The organism is Vibrio sp. ES.051 (assembly GCF_002563795.1).
In the GTDB taxonomy this organism is placed as follows: domain Bacteria; phylum Pseudomonadota; class Gammaproteobacteria; order Enterobacterales; family Vibrionaceae; genus Vibrio.
Window position 1 is genome coordinate 343,866 of the sequence record NZ_PDJL01000004.1, and the last position, 22,134, is coordinate 365,999.

Sequence of the window (22,134 nt, forward strand, 5' to 3'; positions counted from 1 at the left end):
AATGTTGGATATGAACTCATCTCATGTCGTGATTGTGCCTGCCGCAGGTGTCGGCAGCCGTATGAAGGCCGATCGTCCTAAGCAATACTTGTTAATTGATGGAAAAGCGGTGTTGGAACATACCGTAGAAAAATTACTCGCACATCCTAGAATTGCAAAAATTGTGGTGTCAATTACCGAAGGTGACCCCTATTTTCCAGAGTTAGCGATTGCAAGTCACCCTGACGTGATCCGAGTTTCTGGCGGTAAAGAAAGAGCCGATTCCGTGCTTTCGGGGCTAAACTATGTAAGCACATGCCTTAAGAGCAAGTGGGTGCTGGTTCACGATGCTGCAAGGCCTTGCATCGCTTTAACTGATATTGATCGTTTGATGGAGGTCTGCCTAATACATCCTGTAGGTGGTATTCTCGCTTCGCCAGTAAGAGATACGATGAAGCGTGCGAACTCGTCGCAAGATATCGACCACACGGTAGAACGAGAAGCGTTGTGGCATGCACTGACGCCACAAATGTTCAAAACGCAGCAACTAACTCAAGCATTGACTGAGGCGTTAGAGCAGGGGATTGCCATCACCGATGAAGCATCGGCTTTAGAGTGGTTAGGAGAAACTCCAGCCTTAGTTCAGGGGCATGCGAACAATATAAAAATCACTCAAGCAGAAGATCTTGCGCTAGCCGAGTTTTATCTAAGCCGTGAGCGCGGCGAAAAAACAAAGGATAAAAAATGATTCGAATTGGTCACGGTTTTGACGTACATAAATTTGGTGGTGAAGGCCCGGTTATAATCGGTGGTGTTGCTATCCCTTACGAACAAGGTTTGGTTGCGCATTCGGATGGCGACGTTGCATTGCATGCGCTAACTGATGCACTTTTAGGAGCTATTGCAGCTGGGGATATTGGTCGTCACTTTCCCGATACTGATGATAAATGGAAAGGCGCGAATAGCCGTGAATTATTAAAAGACGTTTATCGTCGAGTTAAAGCGCAAGGTTACCGCCTTGGTAATGCGGATGTCACCATCATGGCGCAAGCACCTAAGATGGCGCCCCACATTAATGCCATGTGCGCGGCGATTGCGCAAGATCTAGAAACCGATATCGGCAACATCAACGTCAAAGCAACGACAACAGAGCGTCTTGGTTTTACTGGACGCAAAGAAGGTATTGCAACAGAAGCGGTGGTGCTTCTCTTTAAGCAATAATCAAATAACTTGCTCCTTAATGCTGTGTAACAGTGGAAAAACATCATGTCAGATATTTTATCTTCACTGGCTTATCTTACTGGTAAGCCAGTTGCTTCTGCCAAAATTAAAGCGCAGCCTAAACACTTTCAGGTTCGCGAAGATTTAGGTTTTGCCTTTAGCGGGGAAGGCGAGCACTTAATGGTGCGCATTCGTAAAACTGGAGAGAACACCAGCTTTGTAGCTAATGAGCTTGCTAAAGCTTGCGGAGTGAAATCCAAAGACGTCAGTTGGGCTGGTCTCAAAGACCGTCACGCAGTCACTGAGCAATGGCTGAGCGTGCATTTACCGAAAGGTGAAACGCCAGATTTCTCTGCATTTTTAGCGAAATATCCGAGTATTGAAATCTTAACAACCACTCGCCACCACAAAAAGCTGCGCCCTGGTGACTTAATAGGAAATGAGTTCGTTATCACTTTGTCTGAAGTGACCGATATCGAAGATGTTGAGCAACGTCTTGAGAAAGTGAAACAATTCGGTGTACCAAACTACTTTGGTAGCCAGCGGTTTGGTAACGATGGTAACAATCTTGAGGAAGCGCGTCGCTGGGGAAGAGAAAACGTCAGAACTCGTAACCAGAATAAACGTAGCATGTATTTGTCTGCGGCTCGCTCATGGATTTTTAACCGTATCGTTTCGGCACGTTTAGAGTTGCACGTATTTGACAAGTTTTTGGATGGTGATATCGCGCAAACGTCGACAGGCACGTTGCCTATTGATGCGAGTAATTTATCTGAGATGCAGTCAAAACTCGAACAGGGTGAAGTAGCCATTACAGCAGCACTAGCGGGTGATAATGCGTTACCAACCCAATCGGAAGCGTTGGCATTAGAGCAGCCATTTTTAGATGAAGAGCCAGATCTAATGTTACTGATTCGTGGTAACCGTATGCGTCATGAGCGCCGTGACATATCGCTCAAACCAAAAGACTTAGCTTGGACGGTTGAGGACAACAACATCACGCTGACTTTCTCACTGGATGCAGGGTCTTTTGCGACATCGATTGTTCGTGAGTTAGTTAATGAGGTTAAAGTAGAAAGAGAATACTAATGGACAAGGATTCACGAAACAGAAGACCCTTAAGAGTTCTGATTAGCAACGATGATGGCGTCCATGCTCAAGGGATTCATGCTCTGGCTGATGAGCTCAGAGACATTGCAGAAGTGACTATTGTAGCACCAGACCGAAATCGTTCAGGTGCTTCAAACTCGTTGACACTAGAGCAACCATTACGCGTGACAGAAATTGCCCCAAATACTTACTCAGTGCAAGGTACACCCACAGATTGTGTGCACTTTGCGCTGAACGAGCTGATGAAAGACGATCTACCAGATCTTGTTTTATCGGGCATTAACCACGGTGCAAACCTAGGTGATGACGTGCTGTATTCCGGCACTGTCGCTGCAGCAATGGAAGGCCACTTTCTTGGGGTTCAGTCTGTTGCCTTTTCGCTGGTTGGAAAGCGCCATTTTGAATCGGCCGCCAATATCGCGCGCAGGCTCGTTCAACAACATTTAGCGATGCCGATCCCAACGAATCGGTTGTTGAATGTGAACGTACCAGATTTACCAATAGAAAAGTTAGGTGAGATTGAAGTTACTCGTCTAGGTGCGCGCCATCACGCTGAAAATATGATCAAACAGAAAGATCCGCGAGGGCATAATATTTATTGGTTAGGGCCTCCCGGAAAAGAGCAGGATGCGGGGGAAGGTACCGACTTTTATGCGATTGAACATGGTCGAGTTTCCATTACTCCCCTGCAAGTCGATCTTACTGCTCATGAATCGCTGCGTTCAATAGATAGTTGGTTGAAGGAAGAGAAGTAATGAGTAATCCACATGCTGACAGGTTGATAGCGTTTCTTGTCTCCAGTGGCATCAAAAATCAAAGAGTTCTGGATGCTATTCACTGTTTACCAAGAGAAAGTTTTGTCTCCCAAGCGATGGTGCACCAAGCTTACGATAACAATGCGTTGCCGATAGGTCAGGGACAAACTATTTCTCAACCTTATATCGTAGCTCGCATGACGGAGTTATTAGCGTTAGAACCGGCAAGTAATGTATTGGAAATCGGGACGGGCTCTGGTTATCAAACGGCAGTTCTAGCACAAATTGTTGAACACGTTTACTCCGTGGAACGAATCAAGTTATTGCAATGGGAAGCGAAGCGTCGCTTAAAGCTGCTGGATATCTATAATGTTTCAACTAAACATGGCGATGGTTGGCTTGGCTGGGAGGCTAAGGGACCGTTTGACGCAATCATTGTCACAGCGGCGGCTGAAGTCATTCCTCAAGCGCTGTTAGCACAGTTAAAAGATGGCGGTAAAATGGTGATTCCTGTTGGTAATGCTGAACAACAGTTACTAAAAATTGAACGCAAAGGCGACGAGTATCAATCCACAGTGGTGGAAATGGTTCGGTTTGTCCCTCTAGTTGCGGGGAATTTAGCTTAAGGATTATGGATAGGTGATTCAGTTACTACGTCGTATTGGTATTAGCTTTGTGCTCGCAGCGGGACTGATTGGTTGCGCAGCGCATACACCTGCACCTGTCTCAAGTTTGAAAAAAGACTATACTAACCTAGATAGAGGGAGTTATAGAGGGAGTTACTACCAAGTAAAAAGAGGCGATACGCTTTACTTTATAGCCTATGTCACAGATAAAGATGTAAACGATCTTGCTCGTTACAATGGATTGACTCAGCCTTATACTATCTATCCAGGTCAGAGGTTAAAACTTTGGGCTCCGAAATATGTGGCCCCAAAATATGGACATAAAGTGAAACCTGTTGTAGTTCCTATCGTTACAACACCGCCCCCCCCAGTTGCTAAAATATCAACAGCTTCAAAGCCACAAATTTCAAGTAAAAACTCTAGTCAAAAACCGACAAAACCTAAGCCTAAAGTCGTACAAAAACAGCCCCCAAAGAAGGTTGAACAATCGAAAGTAAAGGAGTATGTTGGGTCAAAAGACAACCAAAAAGTGAAACAAAAATCGCCAATTACCACGACAAAAAGTAATAAAGTATCGAAGTGGTTATGGCCTACCAAAGGGAGAGTAATAAAGAATTTCTCAGCGGGAGAACAAGGAAATAAAGGCATCGACATCGCAGGACAGCGTGGTCAGCCTATCGTTTCAACCGCGGCCGGCACAGTTGTTTATTCAGGTAATGCGCTACGAGGTTATGGTAACTTAATTATAGTCAAGCATAACGACAATTATTTAAGCGCATACGCACACAACAACAAGCTGCTGGTATCAGAAGGACAAAGAGTAAAAAGCGGACAGAAAATTGCGACCATGGGCAGTTCCGGCGCAAAAGCAGTCAAGCTACACTTTGAAATTCGCTACCAAGGTAAATCAGTGAATCCAAAACGCTATTTGCCTTAAGACTTTGAAAAACAACTTGCGAAACCATTTAGCGACATATTGAGTTGTCATGTCTTGCTAACTCGCCAGGGGGAGGCGTTATGAGTATCAGCAACACAGTAACCAAAGTTAAAGAGTTTGAATTTGGCAATGCGTCAGTGAAGACAGTTGGCAAAAAACTCACCAAATCACCATCCACCGAAGGCAAAAAAGCTGCTGCTCGTGATGAACTTGACGCCAGTAGTAAAAGCTTAGACGCAACTCAATTGTATCTAGGCGAAATTGGCTTCTCACCTCTACTTACTGCTGAAGAGGAAGTACTTTACGCTCGCCGAGCACTTCGTGGCGATGAAGCAGCCCGTAAACGCATGATAGAAAGTAATTTGCGTTTGGTCGTGAAGATATCTCGTCGATACAGCAACCGCGGTTTGGCATTACTCGATCTTATTGAAGAAGGTAATCTTGGCTTGATTCGTGCCGTCGAGAAATTCGATCCTGAACGTGGATTCCGTTTCTCCACATATGCTACTTGGTGGATCCGCCAAACCATTGAACGCGCATTGATGAACCAAACTCGCACTATTCGGTTACCTATCCATGTGGTGAAAGAGCTGAATATTTATTTGCGAACTGCACGTGAGCTTTCACAAAAGCTCGATCATGAACCAACAGCGGAAGAGATTGCTGCTCAATTGGATATTCCAGTTGAAGACGTGAGTAAAATGCTGCGTTTAAACGAACGTATTAGTTCTGTCGATACACCGATAGGTGGCGATGGTGAAAAAGCTTTACTCGATATCATTCCGGATGCGAATAATTCTGACCCTGAGGTATCAACTCAAGATGCCGACATCAAATCATCACTGATTCACTGGCTCGAAGAATTGAACCCAAAACAAAAAGAAGTATTAGCACGACGTTTTGGTCTTCTTGGCTATGAACCTTCTACGCTAGAAGAGGTAGGTCGTGAAATTGGTCTAACACGAGAACGTGTCCGTCAGATCCAAGTCGAGTCGAGGGGCTGCGTCGTCTGCGCGAAGTTTTGATCAAGCAAGGTTTGAATATGGAGAACTTGTTTAGCGTGGAAGATGACTAAAACTGAGTTTATCTATGATACAAAAGGCTATGGTTACCCATAGCCTTTTTGCGTTTTATTAGCGGTTCGATTTTTTAAACAGAAATGAATCGAGAACGAGTGATACGTTAGTATTACAGCATCTTTTTCAAGTCATATAGTGCTTCAAGAGCTTCGCGCGGTGTGAGGTTATCTGGTTCGATGTCTGACAACGCTTGTTCAATATCACTCGGCTCAGGAATTAGGCATAACTGATTGGCCACATCCACAGCACTCGATTGAGGAGCGTCACCGCTTTGGCCTAACTGTTCAAGCTGGGATAGCTTGTTGCGCGCATTTTTAATAACAGTTTTAGGAACACCAGCCAGACCAGCAACCGCCAAGCCGTATGATTTGCTTGCCGCACCTTCTTGAACCGCGTGCATGAAGGCGATGCTATCACCATGTTCTACCGCGTCTAAGTGAACGTTCGCTAAGTTTGGTAATTGGTTTGGTAATTCTGTCAACTCAAAGTAGTGGGTAGCAAATAGCGTCATCGCTCCAATTTGCGTTGCGAGCCATTCCGCACTTGCCCATGCCAAAGAAAGGCCATCGTATGTACTAGTACCGCGTCCGATTTCATCCATCAGTACTAAACTATTCTTGGTGGCATTGTGAAGAATATTAGCCGTTTCCGTCATCTCGACCATAAAGGTTGAGCGGCCAGAAGCAAGATCATCGGACGCGCCAATACGAGTAAATATGCGGTCCAGAGAGCCGATTAGTGCCGATTCGGCAGGCACATAAGAGCCGATATTTGCCATCAGCGCAATCAAGGCAGTTTGACGCATGTAAGTTGATTTACCCCCCATGTTTGGCCCAGTGATGATCAACATTTTTCGGCTTGGAGTTAACTCGATGGGGTTCGCTATGAATGGGTCGGTTGTGACTTGTTCTACCACAGGGTGACGACCTGATTGAATATGGATGCCAGCCTCTTTTACCAATGTAGGGCGACAGTAATCCAGTGAGTCGGCACGTTCGGCTAAGTTTTGTAGAACATCTAACTGAGATAGGGCTGATGCTAAATTTTGTAGCTTTTCAAGGTGTGGCATTAATAGATCAAAGAGCTCTTCCCACAGTTGTTTTTCTAAAGCAAGTGCTTTGGACTTTGAGTTAAGCACTTTATCTTCATGCTCTTTGAGTTCTGGAATGATGTAACGTTCAGCGTTTTTCAGGGTTTGACGACGTACATAGTGTGGGGGCACTAAATGGCTTTGACCTCGACTCACTTGGATGAAGAAACCATGTACGTTGTTGTAACCGACTTTTAACGTATCGATGCCGTGACGTTCGCGTTCATCGCGTTCTAGCTGTTCAAGATACTCAGTCGCACCATCCGCCAGTTTTCGCCATTCGTCCAATTCCGAGTTGTAACCTTCGGCAATTACCCCGCCGTCGCGTATAACGACTGGTGGATTGTCTTTAATTGCGCGTTCGAGCAAATCACACACTTCATCGGTTGGTGCTGCGTATTGCGCCAACTTGGCTAGGTATGGATGTGCCAAAGAAGATGTCACTGTTTCAAGTTCTGGCAACTGTTGTATCGCATTGCGGAGTCGTGCCATATCACGAGGCCGAGCAGAACGTAATGCGAGGCGTGCCAAAATACGTTCGATGTCACCAATTTGTTTTAATGGTGGTTGAAGATCGGCAAATAAACCTTGGTCTTTAATTTCGCCAATGGCATCGAGACGATTGTTTAATGTATCGATGCAGCGCATCGGCTGATGCAACCAGCGTTTGAGCATACGGCTGCCCATCGGCGTGGCACAATGGTCCAGTACGGCGGCAAGCGTATTATCTGTGCCGCCAGACAGGTTTTGGGTAATTTCGAGATTACGACGGGTAGCCGCATCGAGAATTACGGACTGATCTTGGTGATCAAAGGTTAAAGATCGAATATGAGGCAACGCCGTACGTTGCGTGTCTTTTACGTATTGGATCAAGCAACCTGCGGCACATAACCCAAGAGACGCGTGTTCTACGCCAAAGCCAACAAGATCACGCGTACCGAATTGTTGATTCAGCTGCTGCTTCGCAGTATCAAGCTCAAACTCCCATACTGGGCGGCGACGGTTACCATTACGGCTTGACATTAAGTGTACTGGTTCAAAGTCTTCAGGAAACAATAACTCACGAGGAGCAGTACGTTGTAGCTCTGCGGTCATCGACTCTTCTGTTTCTGGTTCAACCAATTGGAAACGACCTGACGTAATATCTAATGTTGCGTATCCAAACTTGCCGTTATGGTGATAAATGGCTGCGATCAAGTTATCAACGCGTTCAGAAAGTAGCGCTTCATCGGTCACCGTACCAGGTGTTACGATACGCACAACCTTGCGTTCTACTGGGCCTTTACTGGTTGCCGGATCGCCAATTTGTTCGCAGATTGCGACAGACTCACCAAGCTGAACAAGTTTAGCTAAATAACCTTCGACAGCATGAAATGGCACCCCTGCCATCGGGATAGGCTCTCCGGCTGATGAACCTCGCTTTGTTAATGAGATCTCAAGCAGTTGAGATGCACGTTTGGCATCATCATAGAAGAGTTCATAGAAGTCGCCCATGCGGTAAAACAGCAAAATATCAGGATTCTCAGCTTTCAGCTTGAGATATTGCTGCATCATCGGAGTATGTTTTTGTTCAGATTTCACAGGTAAGTTCTTTTGTTTAGTTCCGTAGCGACTTAGGATACGTGAATCCCTATCAACTAAAAAGAGACAAAGGGTATTTTGAGTATGGAAAAAACAACAAAATTGAGTGCAGATTTAGGAGCTTTGCTTGCGCAGAGAGGCCATGTCGTGACCACTGCGGAATCTTGTACTGGTGGCGGCGTAGCGGCGGCCATAACTGACATTGCTGGGAGCTCAGCGTGGCTAGACCGTGCATTTGTGACCTATAGTAATGAAGCTAAAATAGAAATGCTTGGTGTGCAAGCGAGTACACTGGCAACGCATGGAGCGGTGAGCGAACCGCTCGTGGTCGAAATGGTGCGAGGTGCATTAGAAAACTCCAATGCAACGCTAGGAGTATCGATCAGTGGGGTTGCAGGACCAGGTGGTGGCAGTGAAGAAAAGCCCGTTGGAACCGTATGTTTTGCTTTTGCCGATCATAAAAATTGGCTGCTGGTCGAAACCATGCACTTTACCGGTGATCGTGCCGAAGTACGCGGAAAGGCGGTAACGCATGCACTGAGCCAATTATATCGACATTTAATTTAGAACTTTGGAACTCTGCCCGCCCACACAAAATAAGGGCTAGCGAATGTTGTTTATGCGAGCAGGCTAAATTTTTTTCACACAGGTATAGACACTGTATGAATCAACAGTATAATAAGTTTCATTGCTGAGCAGATGATCTGCTTAAGAAAAATGAATTACTATTCGTCGCCCAAAGAAGATGAATAAATCGGAGAAAGTAATGGACGAGAACAAACAGAAAGCGCTCGCCGCTGCGCTAGGTCAAATTGAAAAGCAATTCGGTAAAGGTTCGATCATGCGCCTTGGTGATAACCGTGCAATGGACGTAGAAACTATTTCAACGGGTTCTCTTTCTCTCGATATCGCTTTGGGTGCTGGTGGTCTACCAATGGGTCGAATCGTAGAAGTTTACGGTCCAGAATCTTCAGGTAAAACAACACTGACTCTTGAGCTGATTGCAGCAGCGCAGCGTGAAGGTAAGACTTGTGCCTTCATCGATGCAGAGCACGCGCTGGATCCTGTATACGCGAAGAAACTTGGTGTAAACATTGATGCGCTTTTGGTTTCTCAGCCAGATACGGGTGAACAAGCGTTAGAAATCTGTGATGCACTTGCACGTTCTGGTGCGATTGACGTGATGGTTATCGACTCCGTTGCTGCACTAACACCTAAAGCAGAAATTGAAGGCGAAATGGGCGATAGCCACATGGGTCTTCAAGCTCGTATGCTTTCTCAAGCAATGCGTAAACTCACCGGTAACCTAAAGCAGTCTAATTGTATGTGTATCTTCATCAACCAAATCCGTATGAAGATTGGTGTGATGTTTGGTAACCCAGAAACGACCACGGGTGGTAATGCACTGAAGTTTTACGCCTCGGTTCGTTTAGATATTCGTCGTACTGGTGCAATTAAAGATGGCGATGAGGTTGTGGGTAACGAAACACGTATTAAAGTGGTTAAGAACAAAATTGCAGCACCGTTTAAAGAAGCACATACACAAATTATGTACGGTCAAGGCTTTAACCGTGAAGGTGAGTTGGTTGATTTAGGCGTGAAGCATAAGCTGGTTGAAAAAGCGGGTGCATGGTACAGCCATAACGGTGATAAGATTGGTCAGGGTAAGGCAAATGCGTGTAACTACCTGCGCGAGCACTCTGAAGTAGCTAAGACTCTCGATACCAAACTACGTGAAATGTTGTTAGCTCCAGCACTTGATGAAGATCCAGATGTAAGTGAAAAACCGGAGCAAGCAGAAGAATTTTAATCTGCTAATATCAGAAATAATAAAAAGCCCTGCCATGCGGGGCTTTGTTGTATCTGCCCCTACCAGAAGCGAAGTCCTAGCAAGGATTAATATTTAAAGCAAAAACACTTTTAGGATCACCATGTACCAAAAGCGTCAGGCGCCAACGTTATCGAGTAAAGAAGCTGCGATTCAATTACTGAGTCGTCGAGATCATGGTCAGTATGAACTTTGTCAAAAGTTAGCGATGAAAGGTTACGAAGAATCAGATATCGAGATCGCAATTAATTTTTGCGTAGATCACAACTACCTCGATGATTTGCGTTATGCCAAAAGCCAAATTCGCCAACATGTCTACAAAGGGCACGGTGAGCGTCGAATTCGACAGGAACTCAATCAGAAGCGAGTAGCAGACTTCGTGATTGAACAAGCGATGGCCGAAGAGCCCCAAGACTGGTTTGAACTTGCCAAGCAGGCAGCGGAGAAGAAATTCAAAGGTATCAAAGCTAAAGACCAGAAAGAGCATGCCAAACAGGTACGCTTTCTACAGTATCGAGGTTACAGTTTCGACCAAATTAGTTACGCGTTGAGCTCTGACAACCAAGATTAGTTGTGAATAGTGAGCACTGATTTTTATTTTGCTTCAAATTTTTCTCCTACTCCCTCTTTTCCTCAAGAAAACTAGTCTCAGCTGATTGCATGATCTACAATACGGCAAAATTCTAACTCGACTATTTTCAGGAAGAGCTGCATGTACATGAGCACTGATGAGGTTCGTAACGCGTTCCTCAAGTTCTTTGAAAGCAAAGGACACCAAATCGTAGAAAGTTCATCGTTAGTTCCACATAACGACCCAACCCTGCTATTCACAAATGCAGGTATGAACCAATTTAAAGATTGCTTCTTAGGCTTAGAAAAACGCGCCTATACTCGAGCAACTACGGCTCAACGTTGTGTACGTGCTGGCGGTAAACATAACGACCTGGAAAACGTGGGTTTCACGGCTCGTCATCACACATTTTTTGAAATGCTAGGCAACTTCAGTTTTGGCGATTACTTTAAAGAAGATGCCATTTCATTTGCTTGGGAATTCCTAACAGAAGTGCTCAAACTGCCTGGAGAGCGTCTATTGGTCACGGTGTACGAAACAGACGACGAAGCGTTCGATATTTGGAATAAGAAAGTAGGCATTCCTGCAGATCGTATTGTTCGTATCGGCGATAAGCAAGGTGGTAAGCCTTATGAGTCAGATAACTTTTGGCAAATGGGCGACACCGGTCCTTGTGGACCATGTACAGAAATTTTCTACGATCACGGTGAGCATATTTGGGGTGGGCGTCCTGGTACACCAGAAGAAGATGGTGACCGTTTCATCGAGATCTGGAACAACGTATTCATGCAATTCAACCGTCATGCAGACGGCACAATGGAGCCGCTACCAAAGCCATCAGTAGATACTGGCATGGGTATCGAACGTATCTCTGCAATCATGCAAGGTGTCCACTCAAACTACGAAATCGACGTATTCCAAACGCTGATTAAAGCGGCTGCTGAAGTGATTGGTTACGAAGATTTGTCTAATCAATCGCTGCGCGTCATTGCTGACCACATCCGTTCGTGTTCATTTCTGATTATTGATGGCGTGATGCCTTCAAACGAAGGTCGTGGTTACGTACTACGTCGCATCATCCGTCGTGCTGTTCGTCACGGTAACAAGTTAGGTGCACAAGGTGCGTTTTTCTACAAATTGGTAGGCGCACTGGCAGAGGTCATGGGCACCGCTGGCGAAGAACTGAAACGCCAGCAAGCCGTCGTTGAAAAAGTACTACGTATCGAAGAAGAAAACTTCGGCCGTACTCTGGAGCGTGGCATGGCGATTCTAAACGAAGCACTAGATAACCTAGATGGCAAAGTGTTAGACGGTGAAACCGTATTTAAACTTTATGACACTTACGGTTTCCCTGCCGATCTGACCAACGACGTTGCACGCGAGCGAGAATTCGTTATCGATGAAGAGGGATTTGAGAAAGCGATGGAAGCACAGCGGCAGCGAGCACGTGAAGCTGGTCAGTTCGGTACAGACTACAACGCAACCATTAAAGTGGACGCAGAAACAGAATTTTGTGGTTACTTAAGCACAAAAGGCTCAAGTTCAATAGAAGCCATATTCGTGGAAGGCAACGAAGTTGACTCTCTATCGGCGGGTGATAAGGCGATCATCGTTTTAGGCGAAACACCATTCTACGCTGAAGCTGGTGGTCAGTGTGGTGATACGGGGGAAATCCGTACAGAGTCCGGTGTATTCCTTGTTGAAGATACACAAAAGTTAGGTAACGCAATTACTCACTATGGTGTTATGACTGAAGGTGTTCTGATGAAAGGTGACGAAGTGGCGACGATGGTTGACGAAGAACGTCGTGCTGCCACCGCTCTAAATCACTCAGCCACGCACTTGTTACACGCAGCACTTCGCCAAGTGCTAGGTGAACATGTAACGCAAAAAGGCTCTCTCGTTAAGCCTGAAAGCCTACGTTTCGACTTTTCACACCTAGAAGCAGTAACGGCAACAGAGTTGAAAGAAGTTGAGCGTTTAGTTAACGCACAAATTCGTCGTAACCATGTTATCGAAACGAATTTAATGGACGTTGAGTCCGCGAAGAAGAAAGGTGCGATGGCACTGTTCGGTGAGAAGTACGATGACGAAGTTCGCGTGCTGTCAATGGGGGACTTCTCGACTGAACTGTGTGGCGGTATTCACGCATCAAACACAGGTGACATTGGTTTATTCAAAATCACTTCGGAAAGCGGTATCGCGGCAGGAATTCGTCGTATTGAAGCGGTTACAGGCGAGGCAGCGTTAGACGTAATTGAAGCAAAAAATGCGCAGTACGAAGAAAAACTGACTGAATCTGCTCAAAAAATAAAGGCGTTAGAGAAAGAAATTCAAAAGCTAAAGGACAAGATGGCAGCGGCTGAAAGTGCTAACATCATGAGCAAAGCTGTAGAAGTTAACGGTACAAAAGTGCTGGTAGCGGCTCTCGAGGGCGCAGACAGTAAAAACCTACGGACGATGGTTGATGATATTAAAAACCAAATGGGTTCTGGTATTGTGCTTCTAGCAAATGTAACGGGCGATAAAATCGGTCTGATTGCTGGCGTAACAAAAGATCTCACAGGCAAAGTAAAAGCGGGTGAGTTGGTTAAAATGATTGCTGAGCAAGTTGGTGGTAAAGGCGGTGGTCGTCCTGATATGGCGCAAGCTGGTGGTACTGATGTAGCCGCATTACCGAAGGCTATCAAAACTGTTCAGCCTTGGCTAGAAGAACGCTTATAAGCACTTAACTAATAAATTTACGCTCAATCAAATTTTTTGATTGAGCGTAAATTTTTTTGGTAATCAAATGGTTTAATTGACTAAGAGTTAACCGAGTTAGTTGAGCTATTTGGTTCTATTGTAATGGCTGCTGATATAATTCCTGAAAGTAAGTGTTTGAATTTTAAGCGGTTAAAAAGAGACTTTGGTCTTGGGAAGGTGAAGGCTGGTGAAAAAGCCCCTTATCGTGCAAAAGTTTGGCGGAACCTCCGTGGGTTCTATTGAAAGAATCCACCAAGTTGCTGAACACATCATTAAGGCGAGAAATGATGGCAATCAAGTTGTTGTTGTTGTGTCTGCAATGTCAGGCGAAACAAACAAATTAATGGAGCTCGCTAAACAGATCGATAGCGTACCTACAGCTCGAGAACTTGATGTTTTGCTCTCTGCTGGTGAGCAAGTGTCGATGGCACTATTAGCAATGACTCTAAACAAAATGGGTCATGCAGCACGCTCACTTAACGGAGCACAAGCGAGAATTGTGACGGACAATCAACACAATGACGCCACGATTAAACACATTGATACCTCAAAAATAATAGCATTGCTTGAGCAAGAACAAATCGTTATTGTTGCGGGTTTTCAAGGTGTGACTGAGAATGGGGATATCACCACATTAGGTCGGGGGGGATCAGATACTAGTGCCGTTGCACTTGCAGGCGCATTACGTGCTGATGAATGCCAAATCTTTACCGACGTTGATGGTATTTATACTTGTGACCCGCGTGTAGTAAAAAATGCTCAAAAACTGGCAATTATTGACTTTCTTTCAATGGAAGCAATGGCAAGACGAGGAGCTAAGGTATTGCATTTACCTTCTGTGCAGTTTGCATGGAGGAATAACGTACCACTACGCGTGCTTTCGACATTTGATGTGAATGAAGGCAGTTTGGTAAAGGGAGAGTCGGGCAGTCAAGCTGTCTCTGGTATAGCTATTCAACGTGACCTTGCTATTATTGAAGTCGATAAAGAACATTTATCTAGTGCTACAAAACAATGTCAGATGCTGGGTATTAATATTTGGTATGTGATCGAGGAAACAGAACGAGCAGGTATCATGATAAAACAAGATGCATGCGACAAGTTCGATCTGGTGTTCAGCGATAAAATCCGTAATAGTGAAGCAGTAAGTCTTCTAACCGCGGTAGGGCTTGAGGCCAATGGAATGGTAGAGCACGCACGCGATTTGTTGGCAAAGCGAGATATTGAGATCAATTTCAGCGCAACGGACGCACTCACTATGATGCTAGTTTTACCACCTGAATGTGTGAATACAGCAGCAAATATTCTACATGATGCTTACATTACGTCTAGTGAAGCATTAAACATTCAACAAAAACATGTCTTTTTAGGCTAATTTTCTATGACAAGGGAGTTTACGAAAATATAACTTTTGTTGGATAATAGCTTTGTAGCAAGAAAATTTAGAGATTACTCAAGGAGCAAAGAATGCTAATTTTGACTCGCCGCGTAGGCGAAACACTGATGATTGGTGATGAAGTAACTGTAACTGTACTAGGTGTGAAAGGTAACCAAGTACGTATTGGCGTTAACGCTCCGAAAGAAGTTTCAGTTCACCGTGAAGAAATTTATATGCGCATTCAAGCTGAAAAAGGCAATGGTAACACTGCTTCAGATTCAGATAACTACTAAGTCGCTCCTGTTTACAGAGCTTAGTTTGAATGAAAAAGGCTAGCCGATGGGCTGGCCTTTTTAGTTTCTGAACTCTCCGCAAGAGTTAGATAGGAGTGGGGTTTTGAACGTTGCCTTTGTTCGTTCAGTCTTACAGTTTTTGACTTACCATCACTTGATGCTCTGATTATAGCTGCGCTTATAAGCCAAATAATGCTCGTTAAAGTAAATACTTTAAGCGCCTTGATAATAATTGTTTTTATTCGGAGAAGACTCTCTTTTTTTCATCATAATAGAGTGGTAAAGTTCGTTAAATCGTCACTTTGATTAAATCCGCAACGGTTAAGTTGTTTGGGTGGTTTTTTTTCAAAGAAAGTGTTTGACATATTTTCGGTAAAACGTAATATGTGCCTCCGCAAGACGGTGAGGTGGCCGAGAGGCTGAAGGCGCTCCCCTGCTAAGGGAGTATACGGTTTGTAGCCGTATCGAGGGTTCGAATCCCTCCCTCACCGCCATTTCTTGCGAGACTTCTAAAGTGTACAGTGCGTCCTTAGCTCAGCTGGATAGAGTACCTGGCTACGAACCAGGCGGTCGGAGGTTCGAATCCTCCAGGACGCGCCATTCTTTAGATAGAACAAATAAAACGGTGAGGTGGCCGAGAGGCTGAAGGCGCTCCCCTGCTAAGGGAGTATACGGTTTGTAGCCGTATCGAGGGTTCGAATCCCTCCCTCACCGCCATTTATTGACGTAGCCGTCAATTTTTTTGTTCTTAAAGAAAGACAGTGTGAGATACTTCACAAAAACTGCGCGTCCTTAGCTCAGCTGGATAGAGTACCTGGCTACGAACCAGGCGGTCGGAGGTTCGAATCCTCCAGGACGCGCCACTTATTAAAGGGTAATTCCCTGATGTTAATATTAGATTGATATCGAAAATTGCGCGTCCTTAGCTCAGCTGGATAGAGTACCTGGCTACGAACCAGGCGGTCGGAGGTTCGAATCCTCCAGGACGCGCCACTTATTAAAGGGTAATGCCCTGATGTTGATGTTAAATCGATATCGAAAATTGTGCGTCCTTAGCTCAGCTGGATAGAGTACCTGGCTACGAACCAGGCGGTCGGAGGTTCGAATCCTCCAGGACGCGCCACTTATTAAAGGGTAATGCCCTGATGTTAATGTTAGATTGATATCGAAAACTGCGCGTCCTTAGCTCAGCTGGATAGAGTACCTGGCTACGAACCAGGCGGTCGGAGGTTCGAATCCTCCAGGACGCGCCACTTATTAAAGGGTAATGCCCTGATGTTAATGTTAGATTGATATCGAAAACTGCGCGTCCTTAGCTCAGCTGGATAGAGTACCTGGCTACGAACCAGGCGGTCGGAGGTTCGAATCCTCCAGGACGCGCCACTTATTAAAGGGTAATTCCCTGATGTTAATATTAGATTGATATCGAAAATTGCGCGTCCTTAGCTCAGCTGGATAGAGTACCTGGCTACGAACCAGGCGGTCGGAGGTTCGAATCCTCCAGGACGCGCCACTTATTAAAGGGTAATGCCCTGATGTTGATGTTAAATCGATATCGAAAATTGTGCGTCCTTAGCTCAGCTGGATAGAGTACCTGGCTACGAACCAGGCGGTCGGAGGTTCGAATCCTCCAGGACGCGCCACGTATTATAAAAGCCTCGCTAATGCGAGGCTTTTTAGTATCTGAAACCACGATATAGCTCTGACCGACTAGATATTGTATTTCCTCTTTTTCAAAAAATGTCTATGTGCGTATCTACGCAATGGACTCTTTCTATCAAACACTGGACGATCCCCAATTCGGCTAGCTTCCTTCTACTTCACTTTAAATAACATCATATAAACACCTTATTTTGTTTTAAAAATGTGCGTTGTTATATCTGTCTGTTTTTGTTTTTTAACAGGTTTTTATGCGCTGGTTTTTAAATCTCTATCGCCGTTTTTATTTATGCTCTCTTTTACTTTATTCATCAGCAGAACGGCGGAATTAACGTGATTGTTTTCTCATGAACTGTGATCTGAGTAGTGAATAAATAATCATTTATCAGGATTATTACAAACCTTTCTTAAACAAAATTGACAAAGTTTAACCAATCGAGATAATCCATGGGTCGGGATTTGACGCTATTAAAGTCCTGCACGTTGTCAGGATGACAAAGAAAGGAAGCAACATGACTAATATAGGAAGCCTGCTAGTAGATGCGGCCACCCTGATGCTAACAGGGATGGTGGTCGTATTTATTTTCCTCACCATTCTTGTTTATCTCGTTCGGCTAATGTCGAAACTGGTACCAGAAGAAGTACCAGATCCAGTCGCAGCACAAAAAACAAATACCAATATTCAATCAACCTCTTCAGCTGTTAGTCCACAAGTAGTGGCGGCGATCTCGGCTGCGATTCATAAGCATCGCACCTTAGTCGCGAAGTAGCCGAAAAAAGGATTAAAAAGGAGTTTAAGAGCATGTCTAAACCACTAGCTATTACGGATGTGGTCCTTCGTGACGCCCATCAATCATTATTTGCTACGCGTATGCGTATTGAGGATATGCTGCCTATCGCAGCTGAGTTGGATAAGATTGGTTACTGGTCTTTAGAGACTTGGGGGGGAGCAACGTTCGATTCTTGTATTCGATTCCTAGGGGAAGACCCATGGGAACGCCTGCGAGAACTCAAAAAAGCGATGCCAAATACCCCGATGCAAATGTTACTACGTGGTCAAAATCTTTTAGGATACCGCCATTATGCCGACGACGTAGTAGAGAAGTTTGTTGAACGCGCGCATGCTAACGGTATGGACGTATTCCGTATCTTTGATGCGATGAATGATGTCCGAAACTTCCAAACCGCCGTTAAAGCTGCCGTTGATGTTGGCGCTCATGCGCAGGGCACGCTGTCTTATACAACGAGTCCAGTGCACAATACCGATACTTGGGTCGACTTGGCAAAACGCCTTGAAGACCTAGGCTGTCACTCGTTATGCATCAAAGATATGTCAGGCCTACTTAAACCATATGAAGCAGAAGAGCTCATTACGCGTATTAAAGCTTCTTGTGATGTCCCATTAGCGCTGCACTGTCATGCAACGACAGGTCTTTCAACCGCAACCGCTGTGAAGGCGGTTGAAGCGGGTATCGACGTGCTGGATACGGCCATTTCTTCAATGAGTTGTACTTATGGACACACACCAACTGAAACAGTGGTAGCAATGCTGCAAGGCACGGCGCGAGATACCAACCTGAAACTTGATCAACTAGAGCCAATAGCGACTTATTTCCGTGAGGTACGTAAAAAGTATGCGAAATGGGAAGGGCAACTTAAAGGCGTTGACTCTCGCATTCTGATTGCACAAGTGCCGGGGGGCATGTTAACCAACATGGAAGGTCAGCTTAAAGAGCAAGGTGCGGCGGATCGCATTGATGAAGTTTTGCAAGAAATCCCACGCGTGCGTGAAGACCTAGGCTTTATTCCTCTGGTAACTCCAACTTCACAGATTGTGGGCACTCAAGCAGTAATCAATGTCCTGACAGGGGAGCGCTACAAGAGCATTACGAAAGAAACGGCAGGTGTGCTGAGAGGGGAATACGGCGCGGCACCAGCGCCATTGAATACTGATCTGCAAGCTAAAATTCTCGACGGTAAAGATCCTATCACGTGTCGTCCAGCCGATTTGCTAGAGCCTGAAATGGAAGCGCTGACGGTCGATCTGATGGAAAAAGCGAAATCGGAAGGGATTAAATTGGCGAGTGAGCGCGTAGATGATGTATTAACCTATGCGCTTTTCCCTCAAGTTGGCCTCAAGTTCCTTAAGAATCGTGACAACCCAGACGCCTTTGAGCCTGCTCCTGGTGTTGAAGAGGCGAAACCTGCATCAACACCTGTGGCTCAAGTAACCGCAGGAGGCGTAGAAACTTACAGCGTACGTGTTGATGGTCAAGTTTATGAAGTTGAAGTTGGTCCTCAAGGTGAACTAACCTCTGTCGCTCCTTCTGCTACGCCGGAAAAATCGGTTGCACCTAGCGCATCTTCCAATGCTTTAGCAGAAGCGGTGCCTGCTCCTCTTGCGGGTAACATCTTCAAAGTGAATGTTCAGCCTGGCGCTGAAGTGGCTGAAGGTGATGTGCTGCTGATCCTTGAAGCGATGAAGATGGAAACAGAAGTTCGCGCGGCACGTGGTGGTGTTGTGCAGGAATTGAATGTCAAAGAAGGTGATGCTGTGACAGTAGGTGCGCCTCTTCTGAGTCTAGGATAAGGGAGTACCATGGACGGATTGATGACCTTATGGTCAGAAACAGGGATCGCTAACTTTGAGTTTGGCCAAATCTGCATGATGCTGGTTGGCTGTACGCTGTTGTTTTTGGCGATCCGAAAGGGCTTCGAGCCATTACTTCTGCTGCCTATCGGTTTTGGTGCCATCTTGGCCAACATTCCAAACGCAGGTTTTACCGAGCCGGGGGGATTGTTGTACTACGTCTACTATATTGGGATCGAGTCGGGTGTGTTCCCGTTATTGATTTTCATGGGCGTGGGAGCGATGACAGATTTTGGTGCTTTGATCGCGAACCCGAAAACCTTGTGGTTAGGGGCTGCCGCTCAATTTGGTATCTTCGCCACACTATTTGGTGCGATTTTGCTCAATTATGTACCGGGTATGGAGTTCTCGATGGCGGATGCTTCATCGATTGCAATCATTGGTGGTGCAGATGGTCCTACGGCAATTTTCTTGGCCAGTAAGCTCTCACCAGATCTGCTGGGTGCGATTGCTGTAGCCGCGTACAGCTACATGGCGTTAGTGCCAATCATTCAGCCGCCAATCATGAAGGCTTTAACCACTAAGGAAGAACGTGAGATTCAAATGGCGCAGCTGCGTCACGTGGGTAAATGGGAAAAAGTATTGTTCCCGATGGCAGTATTACTCATGACGATTCTTTTCCTACCTTCAGCAACGCCTCTTGTCGGTATGTTCTGTTTGGGCAACTTAATGCGTGAAGCGGGGGTGGTCGATCGTCTATCGAAAACCGCACAAAATGAGCTGATCAACATCGTGACGATCTTCTTGGGCTTAGGGGTTGGCTCGAAGCTGCAAGCGGATCAATTCCTGAACCTCGAAACCTTAGGTATCCTAGGGCTGGGCGCGGTGGCATTCAGTATTGGTACTGGGACGGGCGTATTGATGGCTAAGCTGCTTAACAAGGTGTCTAAAGAAGACATCAACCCACTGATTGGTGCGGCAGGCGTATCTGCGGTTCCGATGGCTGCACGTGTGGTGAATAAAGTAGGTTTGCAAGCCAATCCGCAAAACTTCTTGTTGATGCACGCCATGGGGCCAAATGTTGCGGGTGTACTTGGTTCAGCGGTCGCTGCTGGTATTTTACTTGCTCTCGTAGGTTAGCCAGTAGAGCGATAGTGAGTCATCAATGAAAATGGAATCATCAACCAATTTACAAGCCCACAATTAACGTCGCTTAACGAAATGGTTTATAGTCAAAGGGATGCTTTCGCATCCCTTTTTGTTTTCTCTCAGGGAATGGTTTATGGAACACAAACAGATCGTTATCACCGAATTTGGTGACGCAAATGTACTTGCGATTCAACATACCCCAACACCATCACCCAAATCAGGTGAAGTTTTAGTGAAAGTTGCTTTCTCAGGTGTTAATCCTATTGATGTTAAAACTCGGGCAGGGCTAGGCTGGGCGGCAGAGCAGAACAAAGGTCATTTACCTTGGGTTCCTGGCTATGATATCTCAGGGCAAGTGGTTGCGTGTGGTTACGACGCCTCACGTTTTTCTGTCGGTGATGAAGTGGCGGGCTTTATCGGTTTTCCACTACGTGGTGGCGGTTACGGTCAGTATATCTGTGTTCCAGAATCTGAGTTAAGTCATGTCCCTAGCACAGTTACTTTAGAGGCAGCTGCAGTACTACCTCTGGCTGGACAAACTGCCGCTCAAGCATTAAGTATCGCTAATGTGACAGAAAATGACCGTGTTCTTATTCTTGCTGGCGCTGGAGGCGTAGGACACTTAGCGATACAAATTGCGGTAGCGGCTAAAGCCGAAGTCTTCACGACCTGTAGTGAGCGAAATTTAGACTATCTCGCCACGCTTGGCGCACACGCAGTGAACTATCAATTTGCCCCAGTGTCAGAACGTGTTGAAGGCGTAGATGTTCTGATTGATTTAGTGGGGGGAGACGCAGCGCTAGATGCACTTAAGTGCCTAAAAGACAATGCGAGAGTCATTACTGTGCCAACCATCACCGCTGAGGAGATCTGTGAAAAAGCCAAACTACTGGGCTTTGAGGCGAGCGGCATGTTAGTGGAGCCAGATCCAGCCCTGCTGGATACCTTGATATACATGGTCAGCGTCGGTTTGTTAAAAACTGAAGTTCAGCGAGTCTATCCAATGCATGAAGTAAGCGCCGCTCACGAACAAGTTGAATCGGGGAGGACCAGAGGTAAGGTGCTACTTGATATGACATGCTAGAGGCATTTAATACGGGGTTTGAAGATTTAGCGCTTTGGTTTTCTGATTCGGCATTATGGGTGCTATTCATAACTGGTTTTCTCAGTGCGACCTTACTGCCTGGTGGCTCAGAAGCAGGCCTGATTGCCACACTCTCTTTGAATCAATACGCTATTTCGTCCATCATTATTGTGGCCACGGTAGGTAATACACTTGGCGGTCTAACGAATTATTGGCTTGGGTTATGGATTCCCAACAAAACTCAAGATGAAAAACACGCACATACCGCCTTGAAGTGGTTATCTAAATATGGCTACTGGGGATTGTTCTTTAGCTGGCTTCCTATTATAGGAGACCCGCTGTGTTTAGCGGCTGGGTGGTTACGAATGAAGTTTCTACCGTGTGTGATTTTAATATTTTTTGGAAAGGCCGTTAGGTACAGTCTACTTGCGGCCATCTATCTCGGATTATTTTAAGGAA

General features: G+C 45.6%; 18 protein-coding genes, 10 tRNA genes and 1 pseudogene. 28 read left to right on the top strand and 1 reads right to left on the bottom strand.

Annotated features, from left to right (window positions below):
• The first annotated feature begins 1 nt into the window (after nucleotide 1).
• The 7 genes and pseudogenes from ispD to rpoS all read left to right on the top strand — a co-directional run bounded on the left by ispD (nucleotide 2) and on the right by rpoS (nucleotide 5,703).
• The gene (ispD, locus tag ATG66_RS08010) at nucleotides 2–727 is read left to right on the top strand and encodes a 2-C-methyl-D-erythritol 4-phosphate cytidylyltransferase (protein ID WP_098414808.1); all 726 of its coding nucleotides are present in this window, start codon (nucleotides 2–4) and stop codon (nucleotides 725–727) included.
• On the top strand, nucleotides 724–1,200 hold the full coding sequence (gene ispF / locus ATG66_RS08015; RefSeq protein WP_098414809.1) for a 2-C-methyl-D-erythritol 2,4-cyclodiphosphate synthase: 477 nt from the start codon (nucleotides 724–726) through the stop codon (nucleotides 1,198–1,200). Before ispD ends, ispF begins: the two co-directional genes overlap by 4 nt.
• Nucleotides 1,201–1,245: 45 nt before the next feature.
• Nucleotides 1,246–2,289: a tRNA pseudouridine(13) synthase TruD gene (gene truD / locus ATG66_RS08020; protein ID WP_098414810.1), complete on the top strand. Its 1,044-nt coding sequence runs from the start codon at nucleotides 1,246–1,248 to the stop codon at nucleotides 2,287–2,289.
• Nucleotides 2,289–3,065 carry a 5'/3'-nucleotidase SurE gene (gene surE / locus ATG66_RS08025; protein WP_098414811.1) on the top strand — a complete coding sequence of 259 codons (777 nt, stop codon included), beginning with the start codon at nucleotides 2,289–2,291 and terminating at the stop codon, nucleotides 3,063–3,065. The genes truD and surE overlap by 1 nt, the downstream gene beginning before the upstream one ends.
• On the top strand, nucleotides 3,065–3,691 hold the full coding sequence (locus tag ATG66_RS08030) for a protein-L-isoaspartate(D-aspartate) O-methyltransferase (RefSeq protein WP_098414812.1): 627 nt from the start codon (nucleotides 3,065–3,067) through the stop codon (nucleotides 3,689–3,691). Before surE ends, ATG66_RS08030 begins: the two co-directional genes overlap by 1 nt.
• 13 nt (nucleotides 3,692–3,704) lie before the next feature.
• The gene (locus ATG66_RS08035) at nucleotides 3,705–4,628 is read left to right on the top strand and encodes a peptidoglycan DD-metalloendopeptidase family protein (RefSeq protein ID WP_098414813.1); all 924 of its coding nucleotides are present in this window, start codon (nucleotides 3,705–3,707) and stop codon (nucleotides 4,626–4,628) included.
• Nucleotides 4,629–4,708: 80 nt separating this feature from the next.
• Nucleotides 4,709–5,703: pseudogene (rpoS, locus tag ATG66_RS08040) on the top strand (RNA polymerase sigma factor RpoS).
• Nucleotides 5,704–5,816: 113 nt separating this feature from the next.
• On the opposite strand, the gene mutS reads toward rpoS, so the two are convergent.
• Nucleotides 5,817–8,378 (bottom strand): DNA mismatch repair protein MutS, encoded by a 2,562-nt coding sequence (gene mutS, locus ATG66_RS08045; protein WP_098414814.1) that lies wholly within the window; start codon nucleotides 8,376–8,378, stop codon nucleotides 5,817–5,819.
• An 84-nt stretch (nucleotides 8,379–8,462) separates the two neighbouring features.
• On the opposite strand from mutS, the gene pncC reads away from it, so the two are divergent.
• From pncC to ATG66_RS08150, 21 genes are all read left to right on the top strand, one after another.
• Nucleotides 8,463–8,945, top strand: coding sequence for a nicotinamide-nucleotide amidase (gene pncC / locus ATG66_RS08050; protein WP_098414815.1), 483 nt, complete (start codon nucleotides 8,463–8,465; stop codon nucleotides 8,943–8,945).
• A 199-nt stretch (nucleotides 8,946–9,144) separates the two neighbouring features.
• Entirely contained in the window at nucleotides 9,145–10,188 is a 1,044-nt protein-coding gene (recA, locus tag ATG66_RS08055; RefSeq protein WP_098414816.1) for a recombinase RecA, read from the top strand.
• A 121-nt stretch (nucleotides 10,189–10,309) separates the two neighbouring features.
• On the top strand, nucleotides 10,310–10,777 hold the full coding sequence (gene recX, locus ATG66_RS08060) for a recombination regulator RecX (RefSeq protein WP_098414817.1): 468 nt from the start codon (nucleotides 10,310–10,312) through the stop codon (nucleotides 10,775–10,777).
• A 141-nt stretch (nucleotides 10,778–10,918) separates the two neighbouring features.
• The gene (gene alaS / locus ATG66_RS08065; protein ID WP_098414818.1) at nucleotides 10,919–13,501 is read left to right on the top strand and encodes an alanine--tRNA ligase; all 2,583 of its coding nucleotides are present in this window, start codon (nucleotides 10,919–10,921) and stop codon (nucleotides 13,499–13,501) included.
• Nucleotides 13,502–13,709: 208 nt separating this feature from the next.
• A complete protein-coding gene (locus tag ATG66_RS08070) occupies nucleotides 13,710–14,897 on the top strand; it encodes an aspartate kinase (protein WP_098414819.1) in 1,188 nt (395 codons plus the stop codon).
• Between the two features lie 92 nt (nucleotides 14,898–14,989).
• Nucleotides 14,990–15,193 carry a carbon storage regulator CsrA gene (gene csrA / locus ATG66_RS08075; protein WP_098414820.1) on the top strand — a complete coding sequence of 68 codons (204 nt, stop codon included), beginning with the start codon at nucleotides 14,990–14,992 and terminating at the stop codon, nucleotides 15,191–15,193.
• Between the two features lie 401 nt (nucleotides 15,194–15,594).
• Nucleotides 15,595–15,687, top strand: a tRNA-Ser gene (locus tag ATG66_RS08080).
• Nucleotides 15,688–15,716: 29 nt separating this feature from the next.
• Nucleotides 15,717–15,793: transfer RNA gene (locus tag ATG66_RS08085), tRNA-Arg, on the top strand.
• A 24-nt stretch (nucleotides 15,794–15,817) separates the two neighbouring features.
• Nucleotides 15,818–15,910, top strand: a tRNA-Ser gene (locus ATG66_RS08090).
• A gap of 69 nt (nucleotides 15,911–15,979) precedes the next feature.
• Nucleotides 15,980–16,056, top strand: a tRNA-Arg gene (locus ATG66_RS08095).
• Between the two features lie 53 nt (nucleotides 16,057–16,109).
• Nucleotides 16,110–16,186 (top strand) — tRNA-Arg (locus ATG66_RS08100).
• 53 nt (nucleotides 16,187–16,239) lie between these two features.
• A tRNA-Arg gene (locus tag ATG66_RS08105) sits at nucleotides 16,240–16,316 on the top strand.
• A 53-nt stretch (nucleotides 16,317–16,369) separates the two neighbouring features.
• Nucleotides 16,370–16,446: transfer RNA gene (locus ATG66_RS08110), tRNA-Arg, on the top strand.
• A 53-nt stretch (nucleotides 16,447–16,499) separates the two neighbouring features.
• Nucleotides 16,500–16,576 (top strand) — tRNA-Arg (locus ATG66_RS08115).
• A 53-nt stretch (nucleotides 16,577–16,629) separates the two neighbouring features.
• Nucleotides 16,630–16,706: transfer RNA gene (locus ATG66_RS08120), tRNA-Arg, on the top strand.
• A 53-nt stretch (nucleotides 16,707–16,759) separates the two neighbouring features.
• Nucleotides 16,760–16,836: transfer RNA gene (locus tag ATG66_RS08125), tRNA-Arg, on the top strand.
• 528 nt (nucleotides 16,837–17,364) lie between these two features.
• A complete protein-coding gene (locus ATG66_RS08130) occupies nucleotides 17,365–17,622 on the top strand; it encodes an oxaloacetate decarboxylase subunit gamma (protein ID WP_098414821.1) in 258 nt (85 codons plus the stop codon).
• Between the two features lie 32 nt (nucleotides 17,623–17,654).
• The gene (gene oadA, locus ATG66_RS08135) at nucleotides 17,655–19,442 is read left to right on the top strand and encodes a sodium-extruding oxaloacetate decarboxylase subunit alpha (RefSeq protein ID WP_098414822.1); all 1,788 of its coding nucleotides are present in this window, start codon (nucleotides 17,655–17,657) and stop codon (nucleotides 19,440–19,442) included.
• A gap of 9 nt (nucleotides 19,443–19,451) precedes the next feature.
• Nucleotides 19,452–20,582: a sodium ion-translocating decarboxylase subunit beta gene (locus ATG66_RS08140; RefSeq protein ID WP_098414823.1), complete on the top strand. Its 1,131-nt coding sequence runs from the start codon at nucleotides 19,452–19,454 to the stop codon at nucleotides 20,580–20,582.
• Between the two features lie 142 nt (nucleotides 20,583–20,724).
• A complete protein-coding gene (locus ATG66_RS08145; protein ID WP_098414824.1) occupies nucleotides 20,725–21,675 on the top strand; it encodes an NADP-dependent oxidoreductase in 951 nt (316 codons plus the stop codon).
• Nucleotides 21,669–22,130, top strand: a complete 462-nt coding sequence (locus ATG66_RS08150) for a YqaA family protein (RefSeq protein ID WP_098414825.1) — start codon at nucleotides 21,669–21,671, stop codon at nucleotides 22,128–22,130. The genes ATG66_RS08145 and ATG66_RS08150 overlap by 7 nt, the downstream gene beginning before the upstream one ends.
• Nucleotides 22,131–22,134 lie beyond the last annotated feature (4 nt).

Bases quoted from the DNA above. Each gene is read 5' to 3' on its own strand.
- ispF (WP_098414809.1), top strand. From the start codon at position 724: ATGATTCGAATTGGTCACGGTTTTGACGTACATAAATTTGGTGGTGAA.
- csrA (WP_098414820.1), top strand. From the start codon at position 14,990: ATGCTAATTTTGACTCGCCGCGTAGGCGAAACACTGATGATTGGTGAT.
- truD (WP_098414810.1), top strand. From the start codon at position 1,246: ATGTCAGATATTTTATCTTCACTGGCTTATCTTACTGGTAAGCCAGTT.
- ATG66_RS08145 (WP_098414824.1), top strand. From the start codon at position 20,725: ATGGAACACAAACAGATCGTTATCACCGAATTTGGTGACGCAAATGTA.
- recX (WP_098414817.1), top strand. From the start codon at position 10,310: ATGTACCAAAAGCGTCAGGCGCCAACGTTATCGAGTAAAGAAGCTGCG.
- ispD (WP_098414808.1), top strand. From the start codon at position 2: ATGTTGGATATGAACTCATCTCATGTCGTGATTGTGCCTGCCGCAGGT.
- ATG66_RS08130 (WP_098414821.1), top strand. From the start codon at position 17,365: ATGACTAATATAGGAAGCCTGCTAGTAGATGCGGCCACCCTGATGCTA.
- oadA (WP_098414822.1), top strand. From the start codon at position 17,655: ATGTCTAAACCACTAGCTATTACGGATGTGGTCCTTCGTGACGCCCAT.
- ATG66_RS08150 (WP_098414825.1), top strand. From the start codon at position 21,669: ATGCTAGAGGCATTTAATACGGGGTTTGAAGATTTAGCGCTTTGGTTT.
- ATG66_RS08030 (WP_098414812.1), top strand. From the start codon at position 3,065: ATGAGTAATCCACATGCTGACAGGTTGATAGCGTTTCTTGTCTCCAGT.
- alaS (WP_098414818.1), top strand. From the start codon at position 10,919: ATGTACATGAGCACTGATGAGGTTCGTAACGCGTTCCTCAAGTTCTTT.
- recA (WP_098414816.1), top strand. From the start codon at position 9,145: ATGGACGAGAACAAACAGAAAGCGCTCGCCGCTGCGCTAGGTCAAATT.
- surE (WP_098414811.1), top strand. From the start codon at position 2,289: ATGGACAAGGATTCACGAAACAGAAGACCCTTAAGAGTTCTGATTAGC.
- pncC (WP_098414815.1), top strand. From the start codon at position 8,463: ATGGAAAAAACAACAAAATTGAGTGCAGATTTAGGAGCTTTGCTTGCG.
- ATG66_RS08140 (WP_098414823.1), top strand. From the start codon at position 19,452: ATGGACGGATTGATGACCTTATGGTCAGAAACAGGGATCGCTAACTTT.